General features: G+C 51.4%; 22 protein-coding genes and 10 tRNA genes. 29 read left to right on the plus strand and 3 right to left on the minus strand.

Features of this window, described 5'->3' with window-relative positions; all coding sequences use genetic code 11:
- The first annotated feature begins 59 nt into the window (after window positions 1-59).
- The 9 genes from ftsB to ACFOE0_RS20745 all read left to right on the plus strand — a co-directional run bounded on the left by ftsB (window position 60) and on the right by ACFOE0_RS20745 (window position 7204).
- Window positions 60-359, plus strand: a complete 300-nt coding sequence (gene ftsB / locus ACFOE0_RS20705; protein ID WP_248934766.1) for a cell division protein FtsB — start codon at window positions 60-62, stop codon at window positions 357-359.
- Window positions 360-373: 14 nt separating this feature from the next.
- A complete protein-coding gene (gene ispD, locus ACFOE0_RS20710) occupies window positions 374-1108 on the plus strand; it encodes a 2-C-methyl-D-erythritol 4-phosphate cytidylyltransferase (RefSeq protein ID WP_380712678.1) in 735 nt (244 codons plus the stop codon).
- On the plus strand, window positions 1105-1590 hold the full coding sequence (gene ispF / locus ACFOE0_RS20715; RefSeq protein WP_248934460.1) for a 2-C-methyl-D-erythritol 2,4-cyclodiphosphate synthase: 486 nt from the start codon (window positions 1105-1107) through the stop codon (window positions 1588-1590). The genes ispD and ispF overlap by 4 nt, the downstream gene beginning before the upstream one ends.
- Window positions 1591-1610: 20 nt before the next feature.
- Window positions 1611-2687: a tRNA pseudouridine(13) synthase TruD gene (gene truD / locus ACFOE0_RS20720; RefSeq protein WP_248934461.1), complete on the plus strand. Its 1077-nt coding sequence runs from the start codon at window positions 1611-1613 to the stop codon at window positions 2685-2687.
- A complete protein-coding gene (surE, locus tag ACFOE0_RS20725; RefSeq protein WP_248934462.1) occupies window positions 2684-3430 on the plus strand; it encodes a 5'/3'-nucleotidase SurE in 747 nt (248 codons plus the stop codon). The genes truD and surE overlap by 4 nt, the downstream gene beginning before the upstream one ends.
- The gene (locus tag ACFOE0_RS20730; RefSeq protein WP_115135318.1) at window positions 3427-4065 is read left to right on the plus strand and encodes a protein-L-isoaspartate(D-aspartate) O-methyltransferase; all 639 of its coding nucleotides are present in this window, start codon (window positions 3427-3429) and stop codon (window positions 4063-4065) included. The genes surE and ACFOE0_RS20730 overlap by 4 nt, the downstream gene beginning before the upstream one ends.
- A 30-nt stretch (window positions 4066-4095) precedes the next feature.
- Window positions 4096-4986: a peptidoglycan DD-metalloendopeptidase family protein gene (locus tag ACFOE0_RS20735; protein ID WP_380712804.1), complete on the plus strand. Its 891-nt coding sequence runs from the start codon at window positions 4096-4098 to the stop codon at window positions 4984-4986.
- Window positions 4987-5071: 85 nt separating this feature from the next.
- On the plus strand, window positions 5072-6073 hold the full coding sequence (rpoS, locus tag ACFOE0_RS20740) for an RNA polymerase sigma factor RpoS (RefSeq protein WP_248934463.1): 1002 nt from the start codon (window positions 5072-5074) through the stop codon (window positions 6071-6073).
- A 165-nt stretch (window positions 6074-6238) separates the two neighbouring features.
- On the plus strand, window positions 6239-7204 hold the full coding sequence (locus ACFOE0_RS20745; RefSeq protein WP_248934464.1) for a sigma-70 family RNA polymerase sigma factor: 966 nt from the start codon (window positions 6239-6241) through the stop codon (window positions 7202-7204).
- A 39-nt stretch (window positions 7205-7243) separates the two neighbouring features.
- Here the strand turns inward: ACFOE0_RS20745 and mutS are convergent, their stop codons facing one another.
- Window positions 7244-9823: a DNA mismatch repair protein MutS gene (gene mutS, locus ACFOE0_RS20750; protein WP_248934465.1), complete on the minus strand. Its 2580-nt coding sequence runs from the start codon at window positions 9821-9823 to the stop codon at window positions 7244-7246.
- 385 nt (window positions 9824-10208) lie between these two features.
- Between mutS and recA the strand changes: the two genes are divergently transcribed.
- From recA to csrA, 5 genes are all read left to right on the plus strand, one after another.
- Complete coding sequence (gene recA, locus ACFOE0_RS20755) at window positions 10209-11258, plus strand: recombinase RecA (RefSeq protein ID WP_380712683.1); 1050 nt, start codon at window positions 10209-10211, stop codon at window positions 11256-11258.
- Between the two features lie 23 nt (window positions 11259-11281).
- Window positions 11282-11707 (plus strand): regulatory protein RecX, encoded by a 426-nt coding sequence (locus ACFOE0_RS20760; RefSeq protein WP_380712806.1) that lies wholly within the window; start codon window positions 11282-11284, stop codon window positions 11705-11707.
- Between the two features lie 187 nt (window positions 11708-11894).
- Window positions 11895-14516 carry an alanine--tRNA ligase gene (gene alaS, locus ACFOE0_RS20765; protein ID WP_248934466.1) on the plus strand — a complete coding sequence of 874 codons (2622 nt, stop codon included), beginning with the start codon at window positions 11895-11897 and terminating at the stop codon, window positions 14514-14516.
- A 10-nt stretch (window positions 14517-14526) separates the two neighbouring features.
- On the plus strand, window positions 14527-15777 hold the full coding sequence (locus ACFOE0_RS20770) for an aspartate kinase (protein ID WP_248934467.1): 1251 nt from the start codon (window positions 14527-14529) through the stop codon (window positions 15775-15777).
- A gap of 118 nt (window positions 15778-15895) precedes the next feature.
- Window positions 15896-16093 (plus strand): carbon storage regulator CsrA, encoded by a 198-nt coding sequence (csrA, locus tag ACFOE0_RS20775; protein WP_115135310.1) that lies wholly within the window; start codon window positions 15896-15898, stop codon window positions 16091-16093.
- 38 nt (window positions 16094-16131) lie between these two features.
- Here csrA and ACFOE0_RS20780 read toward each other — a convergent pair whose 3' ends face one another.
- Window positions 16132-16317: a hypothetical protein gene (locus ACFOE0_RS20780; RefSeq protein WP_248934468.1), complete on the minus strand. Its 186-nt coding sequence runs from the start codon at window positions 16315-16317 to the stop codon at window positions 16132-16134.
- A 528-nt stretch (window positions 16318-16845) separates the two neighbouring features.
- On the opposite strand from ACFOE0_RS20780, the gene ACFOE0_RS20785 reads away from it, so the two are divergent.
- The 13 genes from ACFOE0_RS20785 (at window position 16846) to ACFOE0_RS20845 (ending at window position 21805) form a co-directional block, all read left to right on the plus strand.
- Window positions 16846-16937: transfer RNA gene (locus ACFOE0_RS20785), tRNA-Ser, on the plus strand.
- A gap of 24 nt (window positions 16938-16961) precedes the next feature.
- A tRNA-Arg gene (locus tag ACFOE0_RS20790) sits at window positions 16962-17038 on the plus strand.
- 35 nt (window positions 17039-17073) lie between these two features.
- Window positions 17074-17150, plus strand: a tRNA-Arg gene (locus ACFOE0_RS20795).
- Window positions 17151-17209: 59 nt separating this feature from the next.
- A tRNA-Arg gene (locus ACFOE0_RS20800) sits at window positions 17210-17286 on the plus strand.
- Window positions 17287-17315: 29 nt separating this feature from the next.
- Window positions 17316-17392: transfer RNA gene (locus ACFOE0_RS20805), tRNA-Arg, on the plus strand.
- Between the two features lie 28 nt (window positions 17393-17420).
- A tRNA-Arg gene (locus ACFOE0_RS20810) sits at window positions 17421-17497 on the plus strand.
- A gap of 25 nt (window positions 17498-17522) precedes the next feature.
- A tRNA-Arg gene (locus ACFOE0_RS20815) sits at window positions 17523-17599 on the plus strand.
- 9 nt (window positions 17600-17608) lie between these two features.
- Window positions 17609-17700 (plus strand) — tRNA-Ser (locus tag ACFOE0_RS20820).
- Window positions 17701-17717: 17 nt separating this feature from the next.
- Window positions 17718-17794: transfer RNA gene (locus ACFOE0_RS20825), tRNA-Arg, on the plus strand.
- Between the two features lie 27 nt (window positions 17795-17821).
- Window positions 17822-17898, plus strand: a tRNA-Arg gene (locus ACFOE0_RS20830).
- Between the two features lie 691 nt (window positions 17899-18589).
- A complete protein-coding gene (locus tag ACFOE0_RS20835) occupies window positions 18590-18829 on the plus strand; it encodes an OadG family protein (protein ID WP_248934469.1) in 240 nt (79 codons plus the stop codon).
- A 39-nt stretch (window positions 18830-18868) separates the two neighbouring features.
- On the plus strand, window positions 18869-20665 hold the full coding sequence (gene oadA, locus ACFOE0_RS20840; protein ID WP_248934470.1) for a sodium-extruding oxaloacetate decarboxylase subunit alpha: 1797 nt from the start codon (window positions 18869-18871) through the stop codon (window positions 20663-20665).
- A 9-nt stretch (window positions 20666-20674) separates the two neighbouring features.
- On the plus strand, window positions 20675-21805 hold the full coding sequence (locus ACFOE0_RS20845; RefSeq protein WP_248934471.1) for a sodium ion-translocating decarboxylase subunit beta: 1131 nt from the start codon (window positions 20675-20677) through the stop codon (window positions 21803-21805).
- A 107-nt stretch (window positions 21806-21912) separates the two neighbouring features.
- On the opposite strand, the gene ACFOE0_RS20850 is transcribed toward ACFOE0_RS20845, so the two are convergent.
- Window positions 21913-23160, minus strand: coding sequence for a dicarboxylate/amino acid:cation symporter (locus ACFOE0_RS20850; protein ID WP_248934472.1), 1248 nt, complete (start codon window positions 23158-23160; stop codon window positions 21913-21915).
- A 267-nt stretch (window positions 23161-23427) separates the two neighbouring features.
- Here ACFOE0_RS20850 and ACFOE0_RS20855 point away from each other — a divergent pair, with 267 nt between their 5' ends.
- Window positions 23428-23856, plus strand: a complete 429-nt coding sequence (locus ACFOE0_RS20855) for a YqaA family protein (protein ID WP_248934473.1) — start codon at window positions 23428-23430, stop codon at window positions 23854-23856.
- A 98-nt stretch (window positions 23857-23954) separates the two neighbouring features.
- On the plus strand, window positions 23955-25886 hold the full coding sequence (locus ACFOE0_RS20860) for an alpha/beta hydrolase family protein (RefSeq protein WP_248934474.1): 1932 nt from the start codon (window positions 23955-23957) through the stop codon (window positions 25884-25886).
- The last annotated feature ends 6 nt before the right edge of the window (window positions 25887-25892 follow it).

Genomic DNA, 25892 nt, shown 5'->3' on the forward strand with positions numbered 1-25892 from the left:
TTTTTGTTGTACTATTTGGCTATTTTCTACTGATTGCCAACGATTTTGATTATCAGGCCATGAAGCGCTTTTTGTTTGTACTTATTCTGCTGCTGGGAATGCTGCAATACCGACTCTGGATGGGCGAGAACAGCCTGCCCGAGTACTTTGCCCTGAAGGAGCAGATCCACAGTCAACTGGAAAGCAATGCCAGACTGATAGAACGTAATCAGGTGCTGCGCGAAGAGATCAGCGACCTGCGACAGGGCACAGAAGCTCTGGAAGAAAGGGCCCGTAATGAGCTTGGCATGGTTAAGGAAGGCGAGACCTTCTACCGTGTTGTCGGCAGTGAACAATCCCCATCCCGAACTTTTGATTGATGACCCCTTCCCCAATGGACAAGCAACACACTCTGGCCATAGTTCCCGCTGCCGGTATCGGTGCACGCATGGGAGCTGGCTTTCCAAAACAATATCTGCAACTGGGTGACCAGACCATTATTGGTCAGACGCTGGATAGATTACTGTCGCACCCTGGTATAGACGCCGTGGTGATTGCCCTGCATCCGGATGATGTGTGGTTTTCCAAATTGCCCCAGTCAACTCATAGCAAGATCCGGACTGTGATAGGTGGCAAAGAGCGGGCTGACTCAGTATTGGCTGCCCTCGACAGTCTAACGGAGTCTCAGGACGTATGGGCACTGGTACATGACGCTGCGCGTCCCTGTTTACACCATGATGATATCGATAGGCTGCTGGCTTCCCGCGAGACCTTTCCTCAGGGAGCAATTCTGGCTATGCCGGTGCGCGATACCATGAAGCGTGCCCAGGCCAATGGTGAAATTGAGCAGACTGTGTGTCGCGATAACCTATGGCATGCGCTGACACCCCAGATGTTCCCGGCGAAAGCCCTGGCTGACAATATTCGCAACGCTACTGCGGCGGGCGCTGTGGTAACCGATGAAGCGTCAGCGATGGAGTGGGCGGGTGTCCACCCCGGATTGGTGTCAGGACGTGCAGACAATATTAAAGTGACACATCCGGATGATCTGCCGCTGGCGGAACTCTTTATCCAGGCTCAGAGTCAATCCTCTGATGTCACTAAGCTTAAGACTGAGGAACAACAATGAAGATGCGTATTGGACATGGATTCGATGTTCATAAGTTCGGCGGAGAACTGCCGCTGATCCTGGGCGGCGTTGAGGTGCCTTATGACGCAGGTCTGGTAGCTCACTCTGATGGTGACGTTGTCCTGCATGCGATCTCAGATGCTATCCTGGGCTCGGTTGCTCTGGGTGATATCGGCAAGCATTTCCCGGATACAGACCCTGAGTTTAAAGGGGCTGACAGCAGGGTGCTACTGCGCCACTGCTATAAACTGGCACAGGAAAAAGGGTTTGAACTGGGCAATCTTGATGTGACCATCATAGCTCAGGCGCCAAAAATGCTGCCCCATATTCAGGCCATGCGTGAAGTGCTGGCCAGTGATCTGGCATCGGATATAGACCAGATCAATGTTAAAGCGACCACCACGGAAAAATTGGGTTTTACCGGTCGCAAAGAGGGGATCGCCGTTGAAGCCGTCGTGCTGATGACTGCGGTTGCCCGGTAATACAATAGCGATAAGTTGACATGATTGAATTGACATACCTGTACGGCAAGCCGGGCATTACCGCCGACTTGCGCACCCATAACGCTGATTTCCAGGTTCAGGAAATTCTGCCGTTTTTGCCGTCCGGGGAAGGCGAGCACCACCTGCTGCACATTCGCAAAGATGGTCTGAATACCGTTCAGGTGGCAAAAACGCTGGCTGAGTTTGCCAGGGTACACCCTAAAGAGGTGACCTATGCGGGTCAGAAAGACAAGAACGCCGTCACTGAGCAGTGGTTTGGTGTGCGTATTCCCGGTAAGGAAACACCGGACTGGCAGGCGATGAACAGTGAGTCTCTGACTGTACTGTCCAGTGCCCGTCACGCCAAGAAACTGCGTATTGGTGCTCTGGCCGGTAACCGTTTCAAGCTGACGCTGCGCAATGTGTCAGATATGGCTGGCATGCAAGCACGTATCGAGCAGGTTAAGCAGGGCGTGCCCAACTATTTTGGTGAGCAGCGTTTCGGCCATGACGGTCGTAATCTGGATCAGGGACGCAAGATGTTCGCCGGCCGTAAGGTTAAGGACAGAAACAAGCGCAGCATGTATCTGTCTGCCGTGCGCTCCAACCTGTTTAACTTGATCGCCTCAGAGCGACTGGCGCAGAAGGGAACGGATGTACTGACCGGAGACTGTGTCATGCTGGCGGGGACACGCTCTTTCTTTGTCGCTGAGCAGTGGGACGAGACCTTAACCCGTCGCCTGGCAGAGCGTGACATTCTGCTGTCTGCACCTTTGTGGGGACGGGGAGCCTTGCCATCTCAGGCGGAGGCTGCAGAATTTGAGCAGGCGGTTATCAGCAAGTATGAGTTGGCTGCCGATTGCGATGGTCTTGAAAAGGCGGGTCTGGAACAGGAGCGTCGTAATCTGCTGCTGTGTCCTGAGATGATGAAGTATACCGTCTTGGATGACACCACAATCCAGCTGGAGTTTATGCTGCCTTCAGGCTGCTTTGCGACCTCAGTGTTGCGTGAGCTGTGTGAATATGAAGATGTCCAGGAGCGTCTGTTCCAGGAATATCTTGCGGCCAAACAGGCAGAACAAGCGGGACAGGAATGAAAATACTAATCAGCAATGACGACGGTGTTCATGCTCCTGGCATACGTGCCCTGGCAGACGAGCTGGCGTCAGTGGCCAGGGTCATGGTGGTCGCACCGGACCGCAATTGCTCCGGTGCCAGCAACTCGCTTACCTTGACCAATCCGTTGAGAATTAATAGGTTAGAAAACGGCTACATCTCGGTAAATGGTACGCCGACTGATTGTGTGCACCTGGCAATACGGGAACTTTACGAAGATGAGCCCAGTATAGTGGTGTCCGGTATCAATGCCGGTGCCAACCTCGGGGATGATACGCTTTACTCCGGGACAGTTGCTGCAGCCATGGAGGGCCGTTTTCTGGGGCTGCCGGCCATTGCTGTCTCACTGGTGGGCCGTAAATTGCAGCACTATGCAACAGCTGCGCATTATGCCTGTCGTATTGTAGAGGGATTAAAGAACTCCCCTTTGGCTGCGGATCAGATACTTAATATCAATGTTCCGGATTTGCCATTGCATGAGATCCAGGGAATTAAGAGCACCCGACTGGGTGCCCGGCACAGAGCTGAGGGTATGGTCAGAACCCAGGACCCGGCAGGTCGCGAGATATTCTGGCTTGGCCCTCCGGGTGAAGAGCAGGATGCCGGTGAGGGTACAGATTTCGATGCCGTAGCCAATGGCTATGTATCAATTACTCCATTAACTGTTGATTTGACGGCCTATCGTCAGATTGCACAACTTCAGGACTGGATAGAACAAATATGAATGGCTTTGCCTCGATGACTGCTGCTCAAAACCTTGCCCGCAAACTGAGCGAGGTCGGTATTTGCGATCACCGGGTGTTGCAGGCCGTTGCTCAAACTCCCAGAGAGTTGTTTCTTGACGGTGCCTTGGCCCATAAAGCTTATGAGAACACGGCGCTGCCGATAGGCCAGGGACAGACCATTTCCCAGCCCTATATTGTCGCTCGCATGACCGAATTGGTGTTGCAGTCCAACCCCTCAAAGGTGTTGGAAATCGGCACTGGTTCAGGCTATCAGGCTGCGATTCTGGCACGCCTTGTGCCTCAGCTTTGTACCGTTGAGCGCATCAAGAGTCTTCAGATTCAGGCTCGTCAGCGACTGAAGAGATTGGATTTGCATAATGTGTCTTTCAAGTATGGCGACGGATGGCAAGGCTGGGCCAGCAAGGCTCCCTATGACGCCATTATCGTGACCGCCGCTGCAGCAAGCCTGCCGCCGGTATTAACCGAACAGTTGGCTGTGGGCGGACGTCTGATTATCCCCGTGGGTGAAGCACATCAGAATTTGTTGCAGATCACCCGAACAGAGACAGGCCTGCACCAGGAGATCATCGAAGCTGTGCGCTTCGTCCCTCTGGTAAATGGTGAACTGGCATAATAATAACTACCGGAAAACGGCCTGGTGTTGATTCGACTGATTTTATTGACAGGAATATTGATTTCGCTTGGAGGCTGCAGCTTTCAGGCCAGTCGTCCTGCGCCTGTAGAAAGCATTAGCTTCGAGTCCAGGCCGGTTCACCAGAAGGGATCTATCGACGGCACAAAATATCAGGTGAAGCGGGGAGACACCCTATATTCTATCGCCTGGGGTGCCGATAAGGACTTCCTCGAGGTGGCAAGAATCAACGGATTGAATAAGTCGTATACCATCTATCCGGGCCAATGGCTTACATTGACGTCAAGGTCAAAATCGGCGAAAGCCCCGGCGCCAAAGCCCAAACCCCCTGTCAAGACTCAGGTGGCGAACAAATCACCCAAAAATACTAACCCTGCCAAATCTCATACGAAGGTTGGAGATCGCGTAAATACCGGTCAAAGCAGCGAAAAATCCCTTGCCAAGGAAAAATCACAGGCGTACGCTGTTACAAGTGCGCAACAATCTGTTAACCATCGCGTCGTTCCCGAGGTGAGTTCACTACCCGATAAAGTGAATCGCTGGGTGTGGCCTGTACAGGGTAAGTTGATCGGCACTTTCTCTGCCAATGGGCAGGGAGATAAAGGAATTAAGATCGCCGGAGAGCGAGGGACAGTGATCAAATCCGCTGCTGAGGGAAGAGTCGTTTATGCAGGCAATGCTCTCAGAGGATATGGAAACCTGGTCATTATTAAGCACAGTGATGATTATCTGAGTGCATATGCTCACGCTGAAAAGATCTTGGTTAAAGAGAAGCAACTCGTCAGTGCCGGACAGGCGGTTGCGAAAATGGGAAGTACAGGGACCAATCGAGTCATGTTGCATTTCGAGATTCGATACCATGGTAAGTCTGTTAACCCTTTGAAATATTTGCCTAAGAGATAACTTTGTTAGGTTGCCAGTTTGGCATTGGAGGATAAAAACGTGCAGTAGTTTCTAGATAGTGTTACTAGGTTTGGGAGAGTAAATTATGAGCCGTAAAAAAAACACTGCTGTGGCAGACGAGCTTGTAGATTTATCAGTAGAACAACCCGACCCCCATCTTCAGGGTGCGGTCGATGACAAGGAGTCAGATACACTTAGCCCGGTTCAGGAAGCAGAACTGGAGCAGCAGGTTCAGGAAGACCTGCATAAAAATCTTGATGCCACTCAACTCTATCTGAGTGAGATCGGATTTTCCCCACTTCTCAGTGCAGAAGAAGAAGTTTACTTTTCACGTAAAGCTCTCAAAGGTTGCGAAAAATCCCGCAATCGTATGATCGAGAGTAACCTCAGACTGGTCGTTAAGATTGCCCGCCGTTACAACAATCGAGGGTTAGCGCTCCTTGATTTGATCGAAGAGGGTAACCTTGGTCTCATCCGTGCAGTAGAGAAATTTGACCCTGAAAGAGGATTCCGTTTTTCAACTTATGCCACCTGGTGGATTCGTCAGACGATTGAACGGGCGATTATGAATCAAACCCGTACTATACGTTTGCCAATACATGTGGTGAAAGAGTTGAATGTCTATCTGCGTACCGCGAGGGAGCTGGCTCATAAGCTGGATCATGAACCGACTGCGGAAGAGATTGCAGAGAAACTGGATATCGACAGTGCAGATGTCAGCCGCATGCTGAAGCTGAATGAGAAGATTTCATCAGTGGATACCCCATTGGGTGGCGAGAACGACAAGGCATTGCTCGATGTATTACCCGATGATGATCGTGTTGGACCTGACTTTAAGGTTCAGGATGAAGATATCTCCAATTCCATCGTTCGTTGGTTGAACGAACTCAATACCAAACAAAGGGAAGTGCTGGCGCGCAGGTTTGGTTTGTTGGGTTATGAACCATCGACTCTGGAAGATGTTGGAGCCGAAATCGGCCTGACCCGGGAACGGGTTCGTCAAATTCAGGTGGAAGCACTGAAGCGTCTGCGGGAGCTGTTGAGCTCTCAGGGACTCTCTGTTGAGGCGCTGTTCAGAAGCGAATAGCCTGTAATATGACGTTATAAACGCACCTTAGGGTGCGTTTTTTTATGCCTGTTCCAGCGATAAATCCGGTTGCAAGTCTCAGGACTGAACAACAAAACTAAAGTTGCAGAATTTTGTGCCGATAAGATTTCGCTTTGCATTGAAATTGTTTGGGGGGAAGCAAAGATGCGAAACGATAATCTGGCCAAAGAAGCCAACTACGGCACACTTGCCGATATGCCCGGATACAATACCAGCTATGGACAGTCCCGGTCGTCGTCATATCCGGCAGGTGCCACAGAAGATTTATATGGTGAGTTAAGCGCAACTCAGTGTTACCTGAATCAGATTGGACAGTCGCCCTTATTAAGTGCTGATGAGGAGGTGTACTTTGCCACCAAGTCGCGCAAAGGCTGCGTTAAGTCCCGTAATAGAATGATTGAAAGTAATCTGAGGCTGGTAGTTAACATCGCCCGCCGATATCGAAACCGAGGCCTGGCGCTGCTTGATTTGATTGAGGAAGGTAACCTGGGACTGATGCGGGCCGTGGAGGGGTTTGACCCTGACAAAGGCTTCAGATTCTCCACCTATGCTACCTGGTGGATTCGCCAGAATATTGAAAGGGCAATCATGAATCAGGGGCGAATGGTACGCTTACCTGTCTATGCGGTGCAGAAACTCAATACCTGTCTCAAGCAGAAAAGGCAGTTGGAGAAGGACCTCGACCGTGAAATTTCAGAGCCAGAGCTGGCCAAAGAGCTTGAAATGGAGACCCGGGAGGTTCGGCAGACTTTGAGTTTGCGCGAGAGTGTCGTTGGTCTGGATAAGCCTCAGGGAAGCGAAGGTGGGCAAAGTTTATCTGAGGTGTTACCCAGCAGAGCAGGGGTAGAACCTCAGGCACATTGTTATCATGACGACCTTAGCAATGCCATGTCTGTCTGGGTATCAGAGCTGAATAACTCACAGCAGGAAGTATTGAACCGTCGGTTCGGTTTGCAGGGACACGAGCCCGGCACACTGGAGCAGGTCGCCAAGGCGCTGAATATGACCCGCGAAAGAGTCAGGCAGGTTCAATTTGAAGCGCTGGGACGATTGAAGAATATGCTTGGGCGTGAAGGCATGGACCTGAGGTTTCTGAGTGCTCAGGAGTAAAAAAAACGCACCTCAGGGTGCGTTTTTTATTATTCAGAATCAGACGTCTGCCAGCTTTTTCAGCTCGTAGATAAGGTCCAGAGCCTGGCGGGGTGACAGTTCATCCGGTTGCAGCTGTTTAAGACGGGTAACTGCAGCAGACTCTTCCGGCTCGGCAAACATCAGCTGCTGTTGTGATGGCGCTGACGCCATATCCAGATTCTGTTCACGATTTTCCAGTTGCTTCAGCTTATGTTTGGCACTGCGGATAACCTGAGCCGGAACGCCTGCCAGCGCAGCAACCTGCAAACCATAACTCTTACTGGCAGCGCCTTCCTGTACGGCGTGCATAAAGGCGATGGTATCGCCATGCTCTACCGCATCCAGATGCACATTGTGTACATGAGGAAGCGTCATCGGCATCTGAGTGAGCTCAAAGTAGTGGGTCGCAAACAGCGTCATAGCGGCAATATTGCGTGCCAGATACTCTGCCGCTGACCAGGCCAGAGACAGACCATCATAGGTAGAAGTACCACGGCCAATCTCATCCATCAGCACCAGAGAGTGGGAGGTGGCGTTGTGCAGAATATTGGCTGTTTCTGTCATCTCCACCATAAAGGTCGAGCGCCCGGATGCCAGGTCGTCGGAGGCACCAATACGGGTAAAAATACGATCCACAGGACCGATTACCGCCCGTTGTGCCGGCACAAAGCTGCCTATGTGAGCCATCAGGGTGATCAGTGCAACCTGGCGCATATAGGTAGATTTACCGCCCATATTGGGACCGGTCACAATCAACATACGACGGGAAGCGTGCAGCTCTACCGGGTTGGCAATAAAGGGCTCGCTGCTGACCTGTTCAACCACAGGATGGCGTCCGCCTTCGATGCCTATACCCGTTTCCTGGCACAGCTCAGGGCAATGGTAGTCCAGCATATCGGCGCGCTCGGCGAAATTACTGATCACATCCAGCTCGGCAGCCGCCAACGCAAAGGTCTGCAGTTCATGCAGATGGGGCAGGATCAGGTCAAACAGCTCTTCCCACAACTGCTTTTCCAGTGCCAGCGCCTTGCCCTGACTGGAGAGTACCTTCTCTTCATGCTCTTTCAGCTCTGGCGTAATGTAACGCTCAGTGTTCTTCAGCGTTTGTCGACGCTGATAATTCAGAGGCACAAGATCTGACTGGGCGCGGCTCACTTCGATGTAGTAACCATGGACCCGGTTATAACCCACCTTAAGGGTATGAATGCCGGTGCGGTCTTTTTCTCTGGCTTCCATCTCTTCCAGATAACCGGTGGCACCGTCACTCAGGCCGCGCCACTCATCCAGTTCGGCACTGTAGCCCTCGCGGATGACTCCGCCGTCACGGATAAGCACTGGCGGGTTATCTATGATGGCGCGTTCCAACAGTTCATACTGCTCAGGGAATTCCCCGAGCATGCCTGCCAGACGAGCCAGATAATCGGACTGACAACCGCTCAACATGCTCTGCAATTCAGGTAGCATGCCCAGTGCCTGACGCAAACGGGCGAAGTCGCGGGGGCGGGCACTGCGCAGTGCCAGACGGGCCATAATTCGCTCAACATCGCCGAGGGTCTTTAAAGAGTCGTGGATATCTGTATACAGACCGGACTCCAGCAGCTCTGTCACACCCGCCTGTCGGGCCTTGATTTGGTCATGGCTGCGCAGTGGCTGATGCAGCCAGCGTTGCAACATACGGCTACCCATAGGTGTCGCCGTTGCATCCAGTACCGAGGCCAGCGTGTTGTCGCGGCCGCCCCCAAGATTCATCGTCAGTTCAAGGTTTCTGCGGGTTGCCGCATCCAACACGATAGTGTCACTTTGGTTAAAGCGAACAATGGAGTTGATATGGGGCAGGGCGGTGCGCTGGGTGTCTTTTACATACTGCATCAGACAGCCGGCGGACTGGAGTGACAGTCGGGCGTCGGTAATACCGAAACCACGCAGATCTTTGGTACCGAATTGCTCCAGCAACAGGCGGATACAGGTGTCGTAATCGAACTCCCATTCAGGGCGACGACGCTTACCTTTAATCTGGTTAATCAGCTGCATCTGGCTGAAGTCTTCACTGTAAAGCAGTTCGGCCGGATTAGTGCGCTGCAGCTCAGCTTCCAGCGCCTCAGTAGTATCCAGCTCTGCAATGACAAAGCGGCCGGAGGCAACGTCCAGGGTGGCGTAGCCATAACCCTGTTTACCTTCGTAAACCGCGGCCAGCAGGTTATCCTGACGTTCCTGCAGCAGGGCTTCATCTGTCAGGGTTCCCGGGGTGACAATACGCACCACTTTGCGCTCAACCGGACCTTTTGAGGTCGCCGGGTCACCAACCTGTTCACAGATGGCAACTGACTGCCCCTGCTGCACCAACTTGGCCAGGTAGCCCTCTACGGCATGGTAAGGAATACCTGCCATGGGAATAGGGTCGCCACCACTCTTGCCTCTGGCGGTTAATGAGATACCCAACAACTCAGATGCGTTTTTGGCATCGTCGTAAAAGAGTTCATAGAAATCCCCCATACGATAAAACAGCAACATATCTGAATGCTCTGCCTTCATCGTCAGATACTGACGCATCATTGGAGTGTGCTTTTCCAGGTCCAGGTTGTTGATTTCAGTCGTCATTAACGCGTTTATGCCTATATTGTGCCGTCGTGACTGCGCCTGTATCTATACCTCTCATTGGAGGCCGACAGGCGAGTCCAGGCTTTGGTGTCATTCTTATTGGGGGCGATTTTAACAATAAACCCGGCGGATGTGTGGAGCAGTTTGAGATTTATCTAACGCCAATCAGCGAGAGCGAGAGGAGAGCAAAAATAATTTTATACAGTACTTGATACTGTATGATTGTACAGTATACTAATTTGCAAATGGTCATCCGGTGCGTGAGCTGGATTTTGAATTGGTTCCGGCTTCCTGAGTCAACTCAAAAGACACTGCTTCGGGTGTGATGAAACGAATATTAGCCATAGTGGTGGGTTAAACCACTGAGTGATTAAAGGATCTGTTAATGAACGAGAACAAACAGAAAGCGCTGTCAGCTGTGCTGGGCCAGATTGAAAAGCAGTTTGGTAAAGGCTCTATTATGAAGCTGGGTGATAACCGCACCATGGATGTGGAAACCATTTCTACCGGTTCTCTGTCATTGGACGTAGCGCTGGGTGCTGGTGGTCTGCCGCTGGGTCGTATTACTGAAATCTATGGTCCTGAATCATCCGGTAAAACCACTCTGACTCTGGAACTGATCGCAGCGGCTCAGCGTCAGGGCAAAACCTGTGCCTTTATCGATGCTGAACACGCACTGGACCCTGTATACGCCAAGAAACTGGGCGTAGATATCGACAACCTGCTGTGTTCTCAGCCAGATACCGGTGAACAAGCTCTGGAGATCTGTGATGCACTGGCCCGCAGTGGTGCAGTAGACGTTATCGTTGTTGACTCGGTTGCAGCGCTGACACCTAAGGCTGAAATTGAAGGTGAAATGGGTGACTCACACATGGGTCTGCAGGCGCGTATGCTGTCTCAGGCAATGCGTAAGCTGACCGGTAACCTGAAACAGTCCAACTGTATGTGTATCTTCATCAACCAGATCCGTATGAAGATTGGTGTGATGTTTGGTAACCCTGAAACCACTACCGGTGGTAACGCCCTTAAGTTCTACGCCTCTGTTCGTTTGGATATCCGTCGTACCGGTGCCATCAAAGAGGGCGATGAAGTTGTGGGTAACGAAACCCGCGTGAAAGTGGTGAAGAACAAGATCGCAGCCCCATTCAAGCAGGCTGAGTTCCAAATCCTTTACGGCCAGGGTATTAACCGCACCGGCGAACTGGTTGACCTGGGTGTTGCCCATAAACTGGTTGAGAAGTCTGGCGCCTGGTACAGCTACAAGGGCGACAAGATCGGCCAGGGTCGTGCCAACGCAGGTAGATACCTGGTTGAAAACCCACAAGTGGCTGCTGAAATTGACCAGCAACTGCGCGCCATGCTGCTGAGTAAAGGCGAAGCTGCACCAGCTGAAGGCAATGAAAACATCGATATGGAAACCGGTGAAGTATTCTGAGCCAGGAAGTAAAGCAAGCCGCGCTGGCAATTTTGGCGCGGCGGGATCACTCCAGAGCCGAGCTTAAATCAAAACTGCTCGGCAAAGGATTTGATTCTCCCGATGCAGATATAGCCATGGACTATTGTGAGTCCATGGGATATCTCGACGATGAAAGGTTTGCCGGACTGCTGATGCGCAGTCATATTGCCAAGGGCCACGGCCCGGCTCGTATAAAGCAGGCCTTTATCCAAAAGGGCGTACCCAGGGAGATCATGTCATCTGTGATTGATGGCAGTGATTGCGACTGGTACGAACTGGCAAAAGAGAAGGCCAGCCGCAAATATGGTGAGCCTGAAAAACTTGAGCATAAAGAAAAGGCTCGTCGTATCAGATACCTGATTGGCCAGGGCTTCAGTTATGACCAGGTCGCCTATGCGCTGGACTATGATCCCTATGTTGATGACTGAGTGGATAACTTAAGTCATCTCCCCCCTGTTAATTCTCTCTCTTCCTCTATTCTTTTCCCTTGCTGCAGCAAATGTTAAACAAGGCTGGTTGTTGGCCTAATGTCTGCTTTATAATGCTGGGCATTTGTGGGCGAGTGTGTACACTTACTCATTTGCATTTTTCTAGATACCTATTCAGGAAGATTTCATGTACAAAACCACTGCAGAGCTGAGAAGCGCATTCTTGGCGTTCTTCGCCAAAAATGGTCATCAGGTTGTCGACAGCAGTTCGCTGGTTCCGGGCAATGATCCAACTTTGTTGTTCACCAACGCCGGTATGAACCAGTTTAAAGATGTGTTCCTGGGATTAGACAAGCGTAGCTACACCCGAGCGACCACTTCTCAGCGCTGTGTGCGCGCCGGTGGTAAGCACAATGACCTGGACAACGTAGGTTATACCGCGCGTCACCATACCTTCTTTGAAATGCTGGGTAACTTCAGCTTTGGCGACTACTTCAAGCATGACGCCATTCGCTTTGCATGGACCTTCCTGACTGAAGATCTGAAACTGCCAAAAGAGCGCCTGTGCGTCACTGTTTATGAAACTGACGACGAAGCCTACAACATCTGGAAAGATGAAATTGGCGTACCTGAAGATTGCATCATCCGTATTGGTGACAATAAAGGTGCACCTTATGCATCTGATAACTTCTGGCAGATGGGGGACACTGGTCCTTGCGGTCCTTGTACCGAAATCTTCTACGATCACGGTGATCACATCTGGGGTGGCCGTCCAGGTACGCCTGAAGAAGATGGCGACCGTTTCATCGAGATCTGGAACATCGTATTTATGCAGTTCAACCGTCAGGCTGACGGTGCTATGGACCCGCTGCCAAAGCCCTCTGTTGATACAGGTATGGGCCTGGAGCGTATTGCCGCAATTCTGCAGGGCGTTCACTCCAACTACCAAATTGATATCTTCACCAAGCTGATCGCCAAAGCGGCTGAAATCATTGGTGTGGAAGATCTGAGCAACAACTCTCTGAAAGTGATTGCCGACCACATTCGTTCATGTGCCTTCCTGGTTGCCGATGGTGTGATGCCATCCAATGAGGGCCGTGGTTATGTACTGCGTCGTATTATCCGTCGTGCAGTACGTCACGGTAATAAGCTGGGGGCAACCGATACCTTCTTCTACAAACTGGTCCCGACTCTGATTGAAGTCATGGGTGATGCCGCCAAAGAGCTGAAAGCTTCTCAGGAGATTGTAGAGAAAGCGCTGAAAGCTGAAGAAGAGCAGTTTGCCCGTACTCTGGAGCGTGGTCTGGGTATGCTGGATCAGGCACTGGAAGCCCTGAAGGGTGACACTCTGGATGGCGAAACCGTATTTAAGCTTTACGACACCTACGGCTTCCCAGTGGATTTGACCGCTGACGTTTGCCGCGAGCGAAATATCAATGTCGATGAAGCTGGTTTTGAGACCGCAATGGCTGAGCAGCGTCGTCGCGCCCAGGAAGCCGGTAAGTTTGGTACTGACTACAACGCAGTACTTAAAATTGATGGCGAAACTGAATTCAGTGGTTATGACAACCTGACCGGCAACAGCCCAGTTGTGGCTATCTATAAAGATGGCGAAGCGGTTGAAGCGATTCAGGCGGGTGACAAGGCGGTAATCGTACTGGAAACCACACCGTTTTACGGTGAGTCCGGTGGTCAGGTAGGTGACAAAGGTCAGCTGCTGGCTGAAGGTATCGAGTTTGAAGTGACTGATACTCAGAAGTACGGTCAGGCGACTGGTCATCAGGGTGTACTGCACACTGGTGAGCTGAAAGTTGGTCAGTCTCTGAGCACTGCCGTTGACAAGAAACTGCGTCACCGCACTCAACTGAACCACTCTGTCACCCACCTGCTTCACGCTGCACTGCGTCAGGTTCTGGGGGCTCACGTGACTCAGAAAGGTTCTTTGGTTGACCCTGAGCGTCTGCGTTTTGACTTCTCCCATGTTGAAGCGGTTAAGAGCGCCGAACTGAAAGAGATTGAAGAGCTGGTTAACACGCAAATCCGTCGTAACCATGAGCTGAAAACAGAAGTGATGGATATCGATACCGCCAAAGAAAAAGGTGCCATGGCACTGTTTGGTGAGAAGTACGATAGCGATGTTCGCGTAGTTACCATGGGTGACTTCTCTATCGAACTGTGTGGTGGTACTCACGTAGGTCGTACCGGTGATATCGGTTTGTTCAAGATCACCTCTGAAGGTGGTATCGCAGCGGGTATCCGCCGTATTGAAGCGGTAACTGGTGCTGCGGCTATGGATTATGTCGCTCAGGAAGAGGCTGAACTGCGCGAAGCAGCGGGCCTGCTGAAAGCCGACGCCATGTCTCTGGTTGCCAAGCTGAAGGCTCAGCTGGACAAAGCTAAGCAGCTGGAAAAAGAAAATGCTCAGCTTAAAGACAAACTTGCAGCTGCTGCCAGTGCTGATCTGGCCGGTGACGCCGTTGAAGTTAATGGTGTGAAAGTACTGGTTAAGAAGCTGGAAGGCGTTGAGCCTGGTGCACTGCGTGGCTTACAGGATGAACTGAAGCAGAAGCTGGGCAGTGGCGTTGTGGTACTGGGTATCGCAGGCGATGCCAAGGTTAACCTGATTGCTGGTGTGACCAAAGACCTGGTGGGTAAAGTCAAAGCCGGTGAGCTGGTTGCCATGGTGGCCGCTCAGGTAGGTGGTAAGGGCGGTGGTCGTCCAGATATGGCTCAGGCCGGTGGCAGTCAGCCAGAACATCTGGACAAAGCACTGTCTGATGTTATGCCTTGGCTGACCGAGCGTCTGTAAGAGGTCGTCAGTGCCAGAAGAGCAAAAGCTTAGCCAGTCTCTTTGTAAGAGTAAGCTTTACGTTAAAAAGTTTGGTGGCACTTCGGTGGGCTCAATCGAGCGCATCGAGGCGCTTGCCGAGCGTATAGCCAAGGCTTATCAGGCCGGTGAAAGGCAGGTGATTGTATGCTCCGCGATGGCGGGGGAGACCAATCGCCTGATCGCACTGGGCGGACAGGTCACTGCTTATGGTGATCCCCGTGAAATGGATATGCTTATCTCAACCGGTGAGCAGATCAGTATCGCCCTGATGGCCATGGCACTGCAAAAGCGTGGCATTCCAGCCCGATCCCTTACAGGTGATCAGGTACAAATCCATACCAACAGCCAGTTTGGCCGTGCCGCTATTGAACAGGTAGATACCGACTATCTGGAGCAATTGCTGGAACAAGGCATTATCCCCGTCGTCGCAGGTTTTCAGGGACGTAACCCCAATGGGGATGTCACCACGCTGGGACGCGGCGGTTCAGACACGACGGCAGTGGCGCTGGCAGCGGCATTAAGTGCCGATGAATGCCAGATTTTTACCGATGTTACCGGTGTATTTACCACAGACCCCAACCTGGAACCTGCTGCCAAACGTCTCGACAGTATCAGCTTCAGCTCAATGTTTGAGATGGCCCGCCTGGGTGCCAAGGTGCTGCACCCTGATTCTGTCGCTTACGCCGAAAAATACCGGGTACCACTGAGGGTGTTGTCCAGTTTTGAGGATGGCGAGGGCACTTTGATCTGTTTTGATGGTCAATATCATCAGGCAGGTAAAGTAGTCGGGATTGCCGTCAGTGCTGATTTGGCCATGGTCTCTTTCGACGAATTGGATGAATCCAGCGATAGATTGGCAGTGCTGTTCAAGCGCCTTGCCGAAATGGGAATTGAAACTGATCTGCTGAGCAAAACCCGCAGCAGTGCATCAACTGTCAGCTTTACTATTGCTCAATCCTGGTTGGAAAGGGTACTTGCCGAGCTGGACAGTGTCAGTCAAACTCTCAATATAGGTCCGGTTTACTTTGAACAGGATCTGGTCAGAGTCTCCCTGGTTGGGAACAATAATCTGGCTAAAACAGAGGTTGCTGCCAAGGTTTTCGATGTCTTGGGCAAACACGGAATACATGTTAAGTTGGTTTCTTCATCTGCAATAAAACTTGCATTGGTGATTCCGCAGAACCATCTAAGATCTGCAGTTTGCGCGCTACATCACGCTTTTGAGCTAAACGAGCTGTAAGTAAATAACCGATTTGGTAATGACTACTGTTAATTTGTACTATGCTGACCTTATAATAAGCATAAGTACCGGGTGTGTACCGAGTTATTGCTGAATTGGGAACTAAAGGAGCAAAAGAATGCTGATTTTGACTCGTCGTGTTGGTGAAACACTGATGATTGGTGACGAAGTCACCGTAACAGTGCTGGGTGTGAAAGGAAATCAAGTGCGTATCGGTGTAAATGCGCCGAAAGAAGTTTCTGTACACCGTGAAGAGATTTATCAGAGAATCCAATCTGAAAAATCTGGTTCAGGTAACGAGAGCGGCAATTTCTAATAGTTTTGACTATTGGTAATCAAGCGCAGTTGCCGCGCTCATAATAAGAGAGTCAGTTGTCCACTGACTTTTTTATTGCCCAAAACCCTCGCATAAGCGGGGGTTTTTGTTTTAGTGCGGTTCTTTCTCAGTTGTTTTGCACCCTCACCAATTATTCCTCTTTGTAGCTCTGAACTATTGCCCTGAGCTGTTTCCTGAACTTTTGCCCGAACTGCTGCCTCCATCCACTCTGCTTACTCAATCCGGATATTACTTAACCGTGATTGAAACTCACTTCCAATTGACGGGAGACCAAGCACATCTACTTATATAGTGCTGCGGGTTATCTGTTCACGTTTAGGTTTTTCCCAGCCATATAAAAGTTTGGCCTGTCTAAGCTGCCTGCTACTGCTTATCGGGTGATGAGCGCTGCGGTTGTTTCTGGTAATACAGTCAGGGTACAGCTGAAATTTTGCACCCAGGTGACACTCACTCTATTTGCCAAACCAGCTTAGCCGGCCAAATTGTCGTCAACTATGTGAATGCTGCCATTTATTGCGCCTGATTTTGCCTCAGAGCTGCCTGGACGACGTTAAGCTCTGATCGAAATAAAAGACCAGGAAGTGTGTAAAAACAGAGCGATAGGGGGCTTTATCAAGGCGGATTTGATGTATATCAGCGCAATTTGATTAAAATCAGCTCAAACGAATTTTCCTTTCCAAAAAGCGTTTGACTTATTTTCTTCAAACAGTAATATGTGCGCCAAGAAACACGGAGAGGTGGCCGAGTGGCCGAAGGCGCTCCCCTGCTAAGGGAGTATGGGCTTTATCTCCCATCGAGGGTTCGAATCCCTCCTTCTCCGCCATTTCTTACTAAAGCAAATAGATGTGCGCGTGTAGCTCAGCTGGATAGAGTACCTGGCTACGAACCAGGCGGTCGGAGGTTCGACTCCTTCCACGCGCACCAGCTTTTTGTTTTTTGCAGTACCGATACAATTCTATGCGCGTGTAGCTCAGCTGGATAGAGTACCTGGCTACGAACCAGGCGGTCGGAGGTTCGACTCCTTCCACGCGCACCATCTGCTTTAACGCCTTATCGCCTTATCGCTTTATTAAATTGTACCGACTTTTTTGATCCGCGCATGTAGCTCAGCTGGATAGAGTACCTGGCTACGAACCAGGCGGTCGGAGGTTCGACTCCTTCCATGCGCGCCAAAAAAAGTACTGCTGTTTTTCTTTGAACTGCGCGTGTAGCTCAGCTGGATAGAGTACCTGGCTACGAACCAGGCGGTCGGAGGTTCGACTCCTTCCACGCGCACCAAGAAAAACCTGTTATATTATTTTGAACTGCGCGTGTAGCTCAGCTGGATAGAGTACCTGGCTACGAACCAGGCGGTCGGAGGTTCGACTCCTTCCACGCGCACCAAAATAACGATAGACTAGATTTAAAAGCGCGTGTAGCTCAGCTGGATAGAGTACCTGGCTACGAACCAGGCGGTCGGAGGTTCGACTCCTTCCACGCGCACCATTTTAAGTCGGAGAGGTGGCCGAGTGGCCGAAGGCGCTCCCCTGCTAAGGGAGTATGGGCTTTATCTCCCATCGAGGGTTCGAATCCCTCCTTCTCCGCCATTTATTTCAAAGATACCGCGCGTGTAGCTCAGCTGGATAGAGTACCTGGCTACGAACCAGGCGGTCGGAGGTTCGACTCCTTCCACGCGCACCATCTTTCTTTGAAATCAATGAACAAAAAGCGCATGTAGCTCAGCTGGATAGAGTACCTGGCTACGAACCAGGCGGTCGGAGGTTCGACTCCTTCCATGCGCGCCATATTGAAAGGCCCCGGACGTCAAACTCCGGGGCTTTTTCATTTCCGTTATCCTGCTGTATTTACCCTTTGTCATTTCCTTTATCGGATCCAGGAGTCTCTCTGGCCTGTTCCGTCATCCCTTCGTTTATCGCCTTACTGCTGTATCCTTTACCTGGACCTTTGATCCCCACGAGTAAAAGAAGTAATCGACAACCCCTGCTAATCCCCCTTTAAGCTAGCCCCTTCCTGTTTGACCCCGCGAGTGCTGGATTGGCTGCAAATGCTTCAAATGGTCGATGTCGGCAGACACCTATTAGATATTCTTGATATGCATAACTAGTCAGTTAATAGCGTTTGTATCAGCCAGGTCTGATTTTGGCTTCTTACAAAAGCAGAGGCTTAAAACGCTAATTTAACACTTTCTGAATTGAGTGTTTTCTACAATATCGGCTTTGTTATTGATGAAATCTTAAAAATTGCGGCTCAATATTTTTATTTTCTCTGTCAGCAAGGTTTGATTTTACTAATATTGGTCAGACCAATTTACAATGGGTTGGCTTTCTTGTTATAGATTGGTTATGGTCGTTAGCGGTTTTGTGATCATATTTATGCGATAACCGTTTTTCGCTTCAGATTGTGCCGGGTTGAATGGAGTACTTGAGTTCCCGGCGACAGAGTATGCGCAGTGATTGAATATCATAAGAGGACAAGATGGAAACCATTACTGAATCCTTGACGGTAGCGTTTGGCATTATGGCTATGGGGATGGTCATGGTGTTTGTATTTTTGGGAATTCTGATTGCCGGAGTCAATTTTGTGGCCTCCCGATATGGTCCCAAACCTGCTCTGGACATTGGGGAGCCTCAGCCAGACTCGGCACAAGCCAATGTCGATCCCAAAGTGTTGGCAGCGATCACTGCTGCTATCCATCAGTACCGTACCAAAGCCTGAATCCGATAACGGGCAAAGATATAACAAAGGGAGATAATTATGAGCCGAGCCTTAGCATTGACAGATGTTGCGCTCCGGGACGCCCACCAATCCATTCTGGCGACCCGACTTCGAATTGAAGATATGCTGCCCATTGCAGCGAAGCTGGATAAAGTTGGGTATTGGTCGCTGGAATCCTGGGGTGGCGCCACATTCGATGCCTGCATCCGCTATCTTGGGGAAGATCCCTGGGAGCGCATCCGTTTGCTGAAGCAAGCCATGCCAAATACTCCCCAACAGATGTTACTGCGTGGTCAGAACCTGTTGGGCTATCGTCATTATGCTGATGATGTGGTGACCCGCTTTGTCGAGCGTGCCAAAACCAATGGGGTTGATGTCTTCCGAATCTTCGATGCCATGAACGATGTGCGTAACCTGGAAACCGCTATCAAAGCAGTTAAAGCGGTGGAAGGCCATGCTCAGGGTACTATCTCCTATACAACCAGCCCGGTTCATACTCTGGACAACTGGGTAGATATGGCCAAGCGTCTTGAAGATATGGGTTGTGACTCTATCTGTATCAAGGATATGGCCGGTCTGCTTAAGCCCATGGAGGCCTATGAGCTGATCTCCCGTCTCAAGCAACAAACTGATCTTGTGGTTGCTATGCATTGCCATGCCACCACAGGGTTGAGTACAGCCACTTACCAAAAGGCTATCGAAGCCGGTATTGATGTGCTGGATACCGCTATCTCATCAATGAGCCAGACCTATGGTCACACGGCCACAGAAACCGTGGTTGCCATGGCAGAAGGTACCGAGCGTGATACAGGTTATGACCTGGGCGCCCTGGAAGACATTGCAGCCTATTTCCGCGAAGTACGTAAGAAGTACGCCAAGTTCGAAGGCTCACTCAAGGGTATCGATTCCCGCATTCTTAAGGCTCAGGTGCCAGGCGGCATGCTGACCAATATGGAGAACCAGCTCAGAGAGCAGGGTGCGACCGATAAACTGGATCTGGTATTGGAAGAGATCCCACGGGTGCGTGAGGATTTGGGCTTCCTGCCACTGGTTACCCCAACGTCGCAAATTGTGGGCACTCAGGCAGTGATTAATGTGCTGACCGGTGAGCGTTACAAGTCGATGACCAAGGAAACCGAAGGCGTTCTTAAGGGGGAATATGGCGCCACGCCTGCTGCAGTGAATACCGAGCTGCAGGCTCGTGTGCTGAAGGGCGGCGAAGCGATCACCTGTCGTCCTGCTGATCTGCTGGCACCTGAATTTGACAAGCTGAAAGCCGAGTTGAGTGGTAAAGCCGGCAGTGAAGGCATTCAGCTGGCTCAGGCGGAAGGTCTGGATGACGATGTACTCACCTATGCTCTGTTCCCGCAAATTGGTCTGCAATTCCTGAAAAACCGCGGCAACCCAGACGCCTTTGAACCCGCTCCGGGCAATGAGCCTGAGCCGGTAGTTTCTGCGCCAGCCAAGTCTGCTGAGGCAGGTGAGACATACACTGTCAACGTTCAGGGCCAGGCCTATGTGGTCCAGGTGACTCCGGGTGGTGATATCACTCAGGTCGCTCCGGTCGCTGCTCCCGTGCCGGCTGCTTCTGCTCCTGCGGCACAGGTTGCCAGTGGCGCAGTAAAGTCTGAAATGAGCGCGCCTCTGTCCGGCAACATCTTCAAAGTGAATGTGGCACCGGGAGATACGGTGAAAGAGGGAGATGTTGTCATCATCCTGGAAGCCATGAAGATGGAAACTGAAGTGCGTGCCATTTGTGACGGTGTGATCGCCAAGCTGTTTGTTAAAGAGGGTGACAGCGTCAACGTTGGCTCTCAGTTGCTGGCACTGAGTTAAGGAGGCGTCGTGGAAGGATTAATGGCGTTTCTGGGTGAGACGGGCATAGCCCATTTCACCTGGCCTCAGGCGGCGATGATGGCCGTTGGCCTGCTGCTGATGTATCTGGCGATAGCCAAGAAGTTTGAACCTCTGTTGCTCTTGCCCATAGGGTTTGGTGCGATTTTGGCAAACATTCCCAATGCAGGGTTTAACGACCCCGGTGGACTGCTTTATTACATCTATGAAGTGGGTATCAAGACAGGTATTTTCCCTCTGCTGATCTTTATGGGGGTGGGGGCTATGACTGATTTTGGTGCCCTGATTGCCAACCCTAAAACCTTGCTGCTGGGAGCCGCGGCTCAGTTCGGTATCTTTGCCACCCTGCTGGGGGCAATCGGTCTGAATCTGGTTCCCGGTTTTGAGTTTACCCTGCAGGATGCGGCAGCCATCGCCATTATTGGTGGGGCTGATGGTCCAACGGCTATCTTTGTGGCCTCCATGCTGGCGCCTGAGTTACTCGGGGCGATCGCCGTGGCAGCATACTCCTATATGGCTTTGGTACCTATTATCCAGCCGCCCATTATGAAAGCACTGACCACAGAGGCAGAGCGTAAAATCAAGATGGAGCAGCTGCGTGAGGTGAGCAAGAAGGAGAAGATCCTGTTTCCGCTGATGGTGCTGGGGTTAACTATCCTGTTCCTGCCGGCCGCTTCACCTCTGGTGGGTATGTTCTGCCTGGGTAACCTGATGCGTGAATCCGGAGTGGTGGATCGCCTGTCTCAGACTGCACAGAATGAACTTATCAATATCGTCACCATCTTTCTGGGTCTGGCGGTAGGCTCCAAGCTGTCAGCAGAGGAGTTTTTGCAGATCCAGACTCTGGGTATTCTGGTACTGGGTGCGGTCGCCTTCGGTATCGGCACTGCATCAGGCGTGCTGATGGCCAAGCTGATGTGCAAGCTGTCTGGTGGCAAGGTTAACCCGCTGATTGGCGCTGCCGGTGTATCCGCGGTACCTATGGCTGCTCGGGTGGTCAACAAGGTGGGGCTGGATGCCAACTCACAGAACTTCCTGCTGATGCACGCCATGGGCCCGAATGTGGCCGGTGTACTGGGGAGTGCGGTAGCAGCCGGGGTGCTGCTGGCGGTATTGGGTTAATCCAGTCCAGTTACTGCTGCGAATCACAGCTATTAAAACAGCTATCAAAAAAGCGCCGTTCTGATTGGAGCGGCGCTTTTTTATGTGGAGCTTTTTGGGACAGGAGATCAGGCGCTGGCAGTCTGAGGCTCAATTTCATCCTTGTTGAACTGGACTTCATCCAGCTGACCTTCCGACTTTCCTACCACCACGGCTGTCATCATATCGCCGGTGACATTGGTGCAGGTGCGGATCATATCAATCACACGGTCGATGGCAGCGATAAAGGCGATACCTTCCAGTGGCAGACCCACAGCCCCCAGAGTCACCGTCAGCATCACCATGGCGCTGCCCGGTACACCTGCGGTACCCACTGAGGCAACGGTAGCGGTCACCGCAATCAGCATATAGTCGGTCATATCCAGTGGGATGCCGTAAATCTGGGCGATAAAGATAGCCGCGATTGCCGGGTAGATACCGCCACAACCATCCATATTCATGGTTGCTCCCATAGGCAGTACAAAGGCGCTGTACTGCTTGGATACACCCATGGAGCTGGCGCAGCGGGTGGTTGCCGGCAGGGTACCAAAGCTGGAGGCGGTGGAGAAAGCGATCAGCTGGGCCGGCATGGCCTTGCGGAAGAACTTGAGCGGGCTCAGTTTGGCAGCAAACTTAATCAGGCCACCATAAACAAAGAGGATATGAATAAGTGCAGCCAGATAGATAGCGCCGATAAACTTGCTGAGCGGCAGCAGGGTTTCCAGACCGTATTTACCAATGACCCAGGCCATCAGACCAAATACGCCGATTGGGGTCAGTTTCAGTACCATGCGGGTTAACTGGAACATCACCTCAGCACCGGCTTCAATGGTTTTTTTCAGTGGCTCCGCTTTCTCACCCACAGTGTTGATCGCGATACCCACCAAAGCGGCAAAGACGATAATCTGCAGCACTTTACCTTCGGCCAGAGAGGCAAAAGGGTTGACCGGGATCATATCCAGCAATACCTGGGCAAAACCTGGTACATTGCGCTCACGCACCTCAGAGGTGACCAGCTCCATGGAGCCGCCCATATCGATCAGTGAGCCTATGGTCAGGCCGATCAGAGATGCAATGGTACCGGTAAACATAAACATCCCCAGCGTCTTGAGACTGAGGCGCTTAAGATTGGCGCTGTTACCCAGAGAGGTAATGCTGACGACGATGGCGCAGAAAATCAGCGGTGCCACCAACATTTTAATGGCGGCGATAAACAGGTCGCCAAGAGGCTTGAGGCTGGCTGCATCCGGGCCGAAAATCAGGCCGACTATGGCACCCAGGCCAAAACCCGCAAGCACTTGCTGCCAGAACGGAATACGTTGAATCATCTTAATCATATCAGGTCACTTCCTGCTTTATAGACTGCCCCAACAAGGGCTTTTGGTGGCAAAACCCACCCTGAACAAAAATCTTCCGGACAGCACCAGAGGGCTGAAATTGCACGAAATATGCTCACAGAATAACTGCTGAGCATTGTATAGATAGACAGAGTTGGGAAACAAATCGTTTTTAATATAACTTATTGTAATAAGTGAGTTTGTTTTGATTATGTTAATGCATGTAAAGCGGGTGAGCAAACAACCCCGTTTGAGGACAATAATGGAATGACCGAAAGTCTGTGGATCATGTTCAGTGGTGCCTTTCTGGCTGCGACACTGCTCCCCGGAGGTTCTGAGGTGCTGTTGGCTGGCTTATTGGCTGCAGAGCCCCAGGCCTGGCTGACACTCTGGCTGGCGGCCTCGGTGGGCAACACTCTGGGGTCACTCACCAGTTTCTGGCTTGGCAGATTGGGACGTGTCGCCAAATCACCGGAAGAGCTGGCCAGCGGGAGGTATCGAAGGGCTTTGGCGTTGGTGCAAAAGTATGGTGTTTGGAGCTTGCTGCTTGCCTGGGCGCCGGTAATCGGTGATCTGCTCTGCGTATTGGCCGGTTGGTTGCGCCTGCCAGTCCTTACCTCCACTCTGCTTATTCTGATCGGTAAAACTGTTCGATATCTGTTGATTGTGGCGGCAGTATTGCACTGGGCGAATTAATTACTTTTACTTGCCGTCTAAAAGATGAACAATTAACATCGCTCAAAAGTTAGCTAAATCAACTTTTTAGGAAAAGCTAAACTATCAGGGAGTGATGTATGAGCCTGTTTCGTAAAAGTGGACAGCTGCTGGTGGCCCTTGTCAGCTTATCGTCTGTGGCGGCAACGCCGGATGTGAAAGATTTTGTCCGCCACAGTGAGTTTCACAATGTCAAAATATCCCCGGATGGAAAGCATCTGGCGGTACTGATGAACAACGACGGCGGTAAATCGCTGGCATTTCTGAATACCAAGACACTGCAGCCAGTATTTGCTTTGAAGGCGGACCGTAAAGATCTGCCGGAAAACTTCTATTGGGTGAATGATGAGAGGGTGGTGGTTCAGGTTGGCCGAAGCCATGGCTCCCTGGAAAAGCCTTTCGTTACCGGAGAGTTGTTCGCCATCAATTATGACGGTTCCAAAGCCAGAATGATTGCCGGTTATCGCTCCAAGGGCGGAATGGCCCTATCGGCGGATGCCTACTTTTTGTTGGATAATCTGGATGGCGATGAAAAGCACATTCTGGTGTATCGTCGAACCATAAACAAAAGTGGCGGAGCCTTACCGGAAGTGGTGAAGCTGAATGTATACAACGGGCGTGAGCGCAAAATTAAAAGAGCGCCCGTGCCATACGGCAGCTTTCTTATCGATAACCATGGCGTGCCCAGATTTGCCACAGGCATGACCTCGGATGGTAAAACCAAACTCTACTACTCTCCTGCCAAAGGTGAAGACTGGGAGCTGTTTAAAGACGAGTTTGCCGGTGAGTTCGAGCCGCTGGGCTTCAGCTCAGACAACGACAGTGTTTATGTGCTGCAGAGTGAAGATGGCGGTACCAAAGGGCTTTACCAATATAATCTGAAAACCGGTAAGTCCTCAGAGCTGTATCGCAGCGAGATTGCCGACCCTACCTATGCTATCAGCTCAAACCTCAATGAAGTCTATGGTCTGCGAATGGATGAAGACTTCCCAACCTATCTGTTTATCAAGCCCGACACCAAAGAAGCTCAGGTTCATAAAGCTCTGGTGGGAGCCTTTAACGGCGATGCTGTGGAGATTACCAGTAAGACCCGGGATGGCAAACAGATGGTGGTTTGGGTTAACGGAGACCGCAACCCGGGAGCCTTTTATCTGGTAGACACAGATAAGCTGAGCGCCCGCTTCCTGTTGGCAGCGCGCCCCTGGCTGAAAGCGGATCAGCTGGCCATGACCGAACCCTTCAGGTTAAAAACCCCGGATGGTCTGCAGTTAAACGGTTATCTGACGCTACCTCAGGGCAAACAGAAAGATCTGCCGACTATCGTTATGCCCCATGGTGGCCCCCATGCCAGAGACTATTGGGGATTCCACCCCGATGCCCAGATGCTCGCCAGCCAGGGATATGCTGTGGTGCAGGTTAATTTCCGCGGTTCAACCGGTTATGGTCAGCGCTTCGAGCAGGCGGGCTGGGGAGAGTGGGGCAATAAGATCCAGGATGATATTACCCTGGCGACTCAATACGCCATTCAATCCGGTGTCGCAGATAAAGACAGGATCTGTATTTATGGCGCCAGCTTCGGGGGCTACAGTGCGCTGCAAAGTGCCATTAGAGAGCCGGAGCTCTACAAATGCGCCATAGGCTATGTCGGTGTATATGACCTGCCCATGCTGTATGACGAAGGGGATATCCGCAGCATCAAATGGGGAGACGCTTATCTTGATAAGACCCTGGGCACAGATGTCGCGTCCCAGCAAAGCCAGTCACCGGCCCGAAATGTTGATATGCTGAAAGCCCCTGTGCTTATCGTGCACGGTGAGGACGACGAAAGAGCTCATATCGAACATGCCTATGCCTTGCGTGACGCGCTTGACAAGAAAGGCCATCCCTATGAATGGCTGGTTAAAGACAAAGAAGGCCACGGTTTTTATAACGAAGAGAACATCCTTGAGATGTATCAAACCATGTTGCGCTTTCTCGATACCCATATAGGAAAGGGAACCCCGGCTAATTGAGCGGGT

The sequence above is a fragment of the Shewanella submarina genome, assembly GCF_042646185.1.
GTDB classification, from domain to species: Bacteria; Pseudomonadota; Gammaproteobacteria; order Enterobacterales; family Shewanellaceae; genus Shewanella; species Shewanella corallii.

Bases quoted from the DNA above. Each gene is read 5' to 3' on its own strand.
- ispD (WP_380712678.1), top strand. From the start codon at position 374: ATGGACAAGCAACACACTCTGGCCATAGTTCCCGCTGCCGGTATCGGT.
- ispF (WP_248934460.1), top strand. From the start codon at position 1,105: ATGAAGATGCGTATTGGACATGGATTCGATGTTCATAAGTTCGGCGGA.
- rpoS (WP_248934463.1), top strand. From the start codon at position 5,072: ATGAGCCGTAAAAAAAACACTGCTGTGGCAGACGAGCTTGTAGATTTA.
- ACFOE0_RS20730 (WP_115135318.1), top strand. From the start codon at position 3,427: ATGAATGGCTTTGCCTCGATGACTGCTGCTCAAAACCTTGCCCGCAAA.
- recA (WP_380712683.1), top strand. From the start codon at position 10,209: ATGAACGAGAACAAACAGAAAGCGCTGTCAGCTGTGCTGGGCCAGATT.
- ACFOE0_RS20780 (WP_248934468.1), bottom strand. From the start codon at position 16,317: ATGGAGGCAGCAGTTCGGGCAAAAGTTCAGGAAACAGCTCAGGGCAAT.
- ACFOE0_RS20860 (WP_248934474.1), top strand. From the start codon at position 23,955: ATGAGCCTGTTTCGTAAAAGTGGACAGCTGCTGGTGGCCCTTGTCAGC.
- oadA (WP_248934470.1), top strand. From the start codon at position 18,869: ATGAGCCGAGCCTTAGCATTGACAGATGTTGCGCTCCGGGACGCCCAC.
- alaS (WP_248934466.1), top strand. From the start codon at position 11,895: ATGTACAAAACCACTGCAGAGCTGAGAAGCGCATTCTTGGCGTTCTTC.
- ACFOE0_RS20835 (WP_248934469.1), top strand. From the start codon at position 18,590: ATGGAAACCATTACTGAATCCTTGACGGTAGCGTTTGGCATTATGGCT.
- ftsB (WP_248934766.1), top strand. From the start codon at position 60: ATGAAGCGCTTTTTGTTTGTACTTATTCTGCTGCTGGGAATGCTGCAA.
- mutS (WP_248934465.1), bottom strand. From the start codon at position 9,823: ATGACGACTGAAATCAACAACCTGGACCTGGAAAAGCACACTCCAATG.
- ACFOE0_RS20745 (WP_248934464.1), top strand. From the start codon at position 6,239: ATGCGAAACGATAATCTGGCCAAAGAAGCCAACTACGGCACACTTGCC.
- ACFOE0_RS20855 (WP_248934473.1), top strand. From the start codon at position 23,428: ATGACCGAAAGTCTGTGGATCATGTTCAGTGGTGCCTTTCTGGCTGCG.
- surE (WP_248934462.1), top strand. From the start codon at position 2,684: ATGAAAATACTAATCAGCAATGACGACGGTGTTCATGCTCCTGGCATA.
- ACFOE0_RS20850 (WP_248934472.1), bottom strand. From the start codon at position 23,160: ATGATTAAGATGATTCAACGTATTCCGTTCTGGCAGCAAGTGCTTGCG.
- csrA (WP_115135310.1), top strand. From the start codon at position 15,896: ATGCTGATTTTGACTCGTCGTGTTGGTGAAACACTGATGATTGGTGAC.
- truD (WP_248934461.1), top strand. From the start codon at position 1,611: ATGATTGAATTGACATACCTGTACGGCAAGCCGGGCATTACCGCCGAC.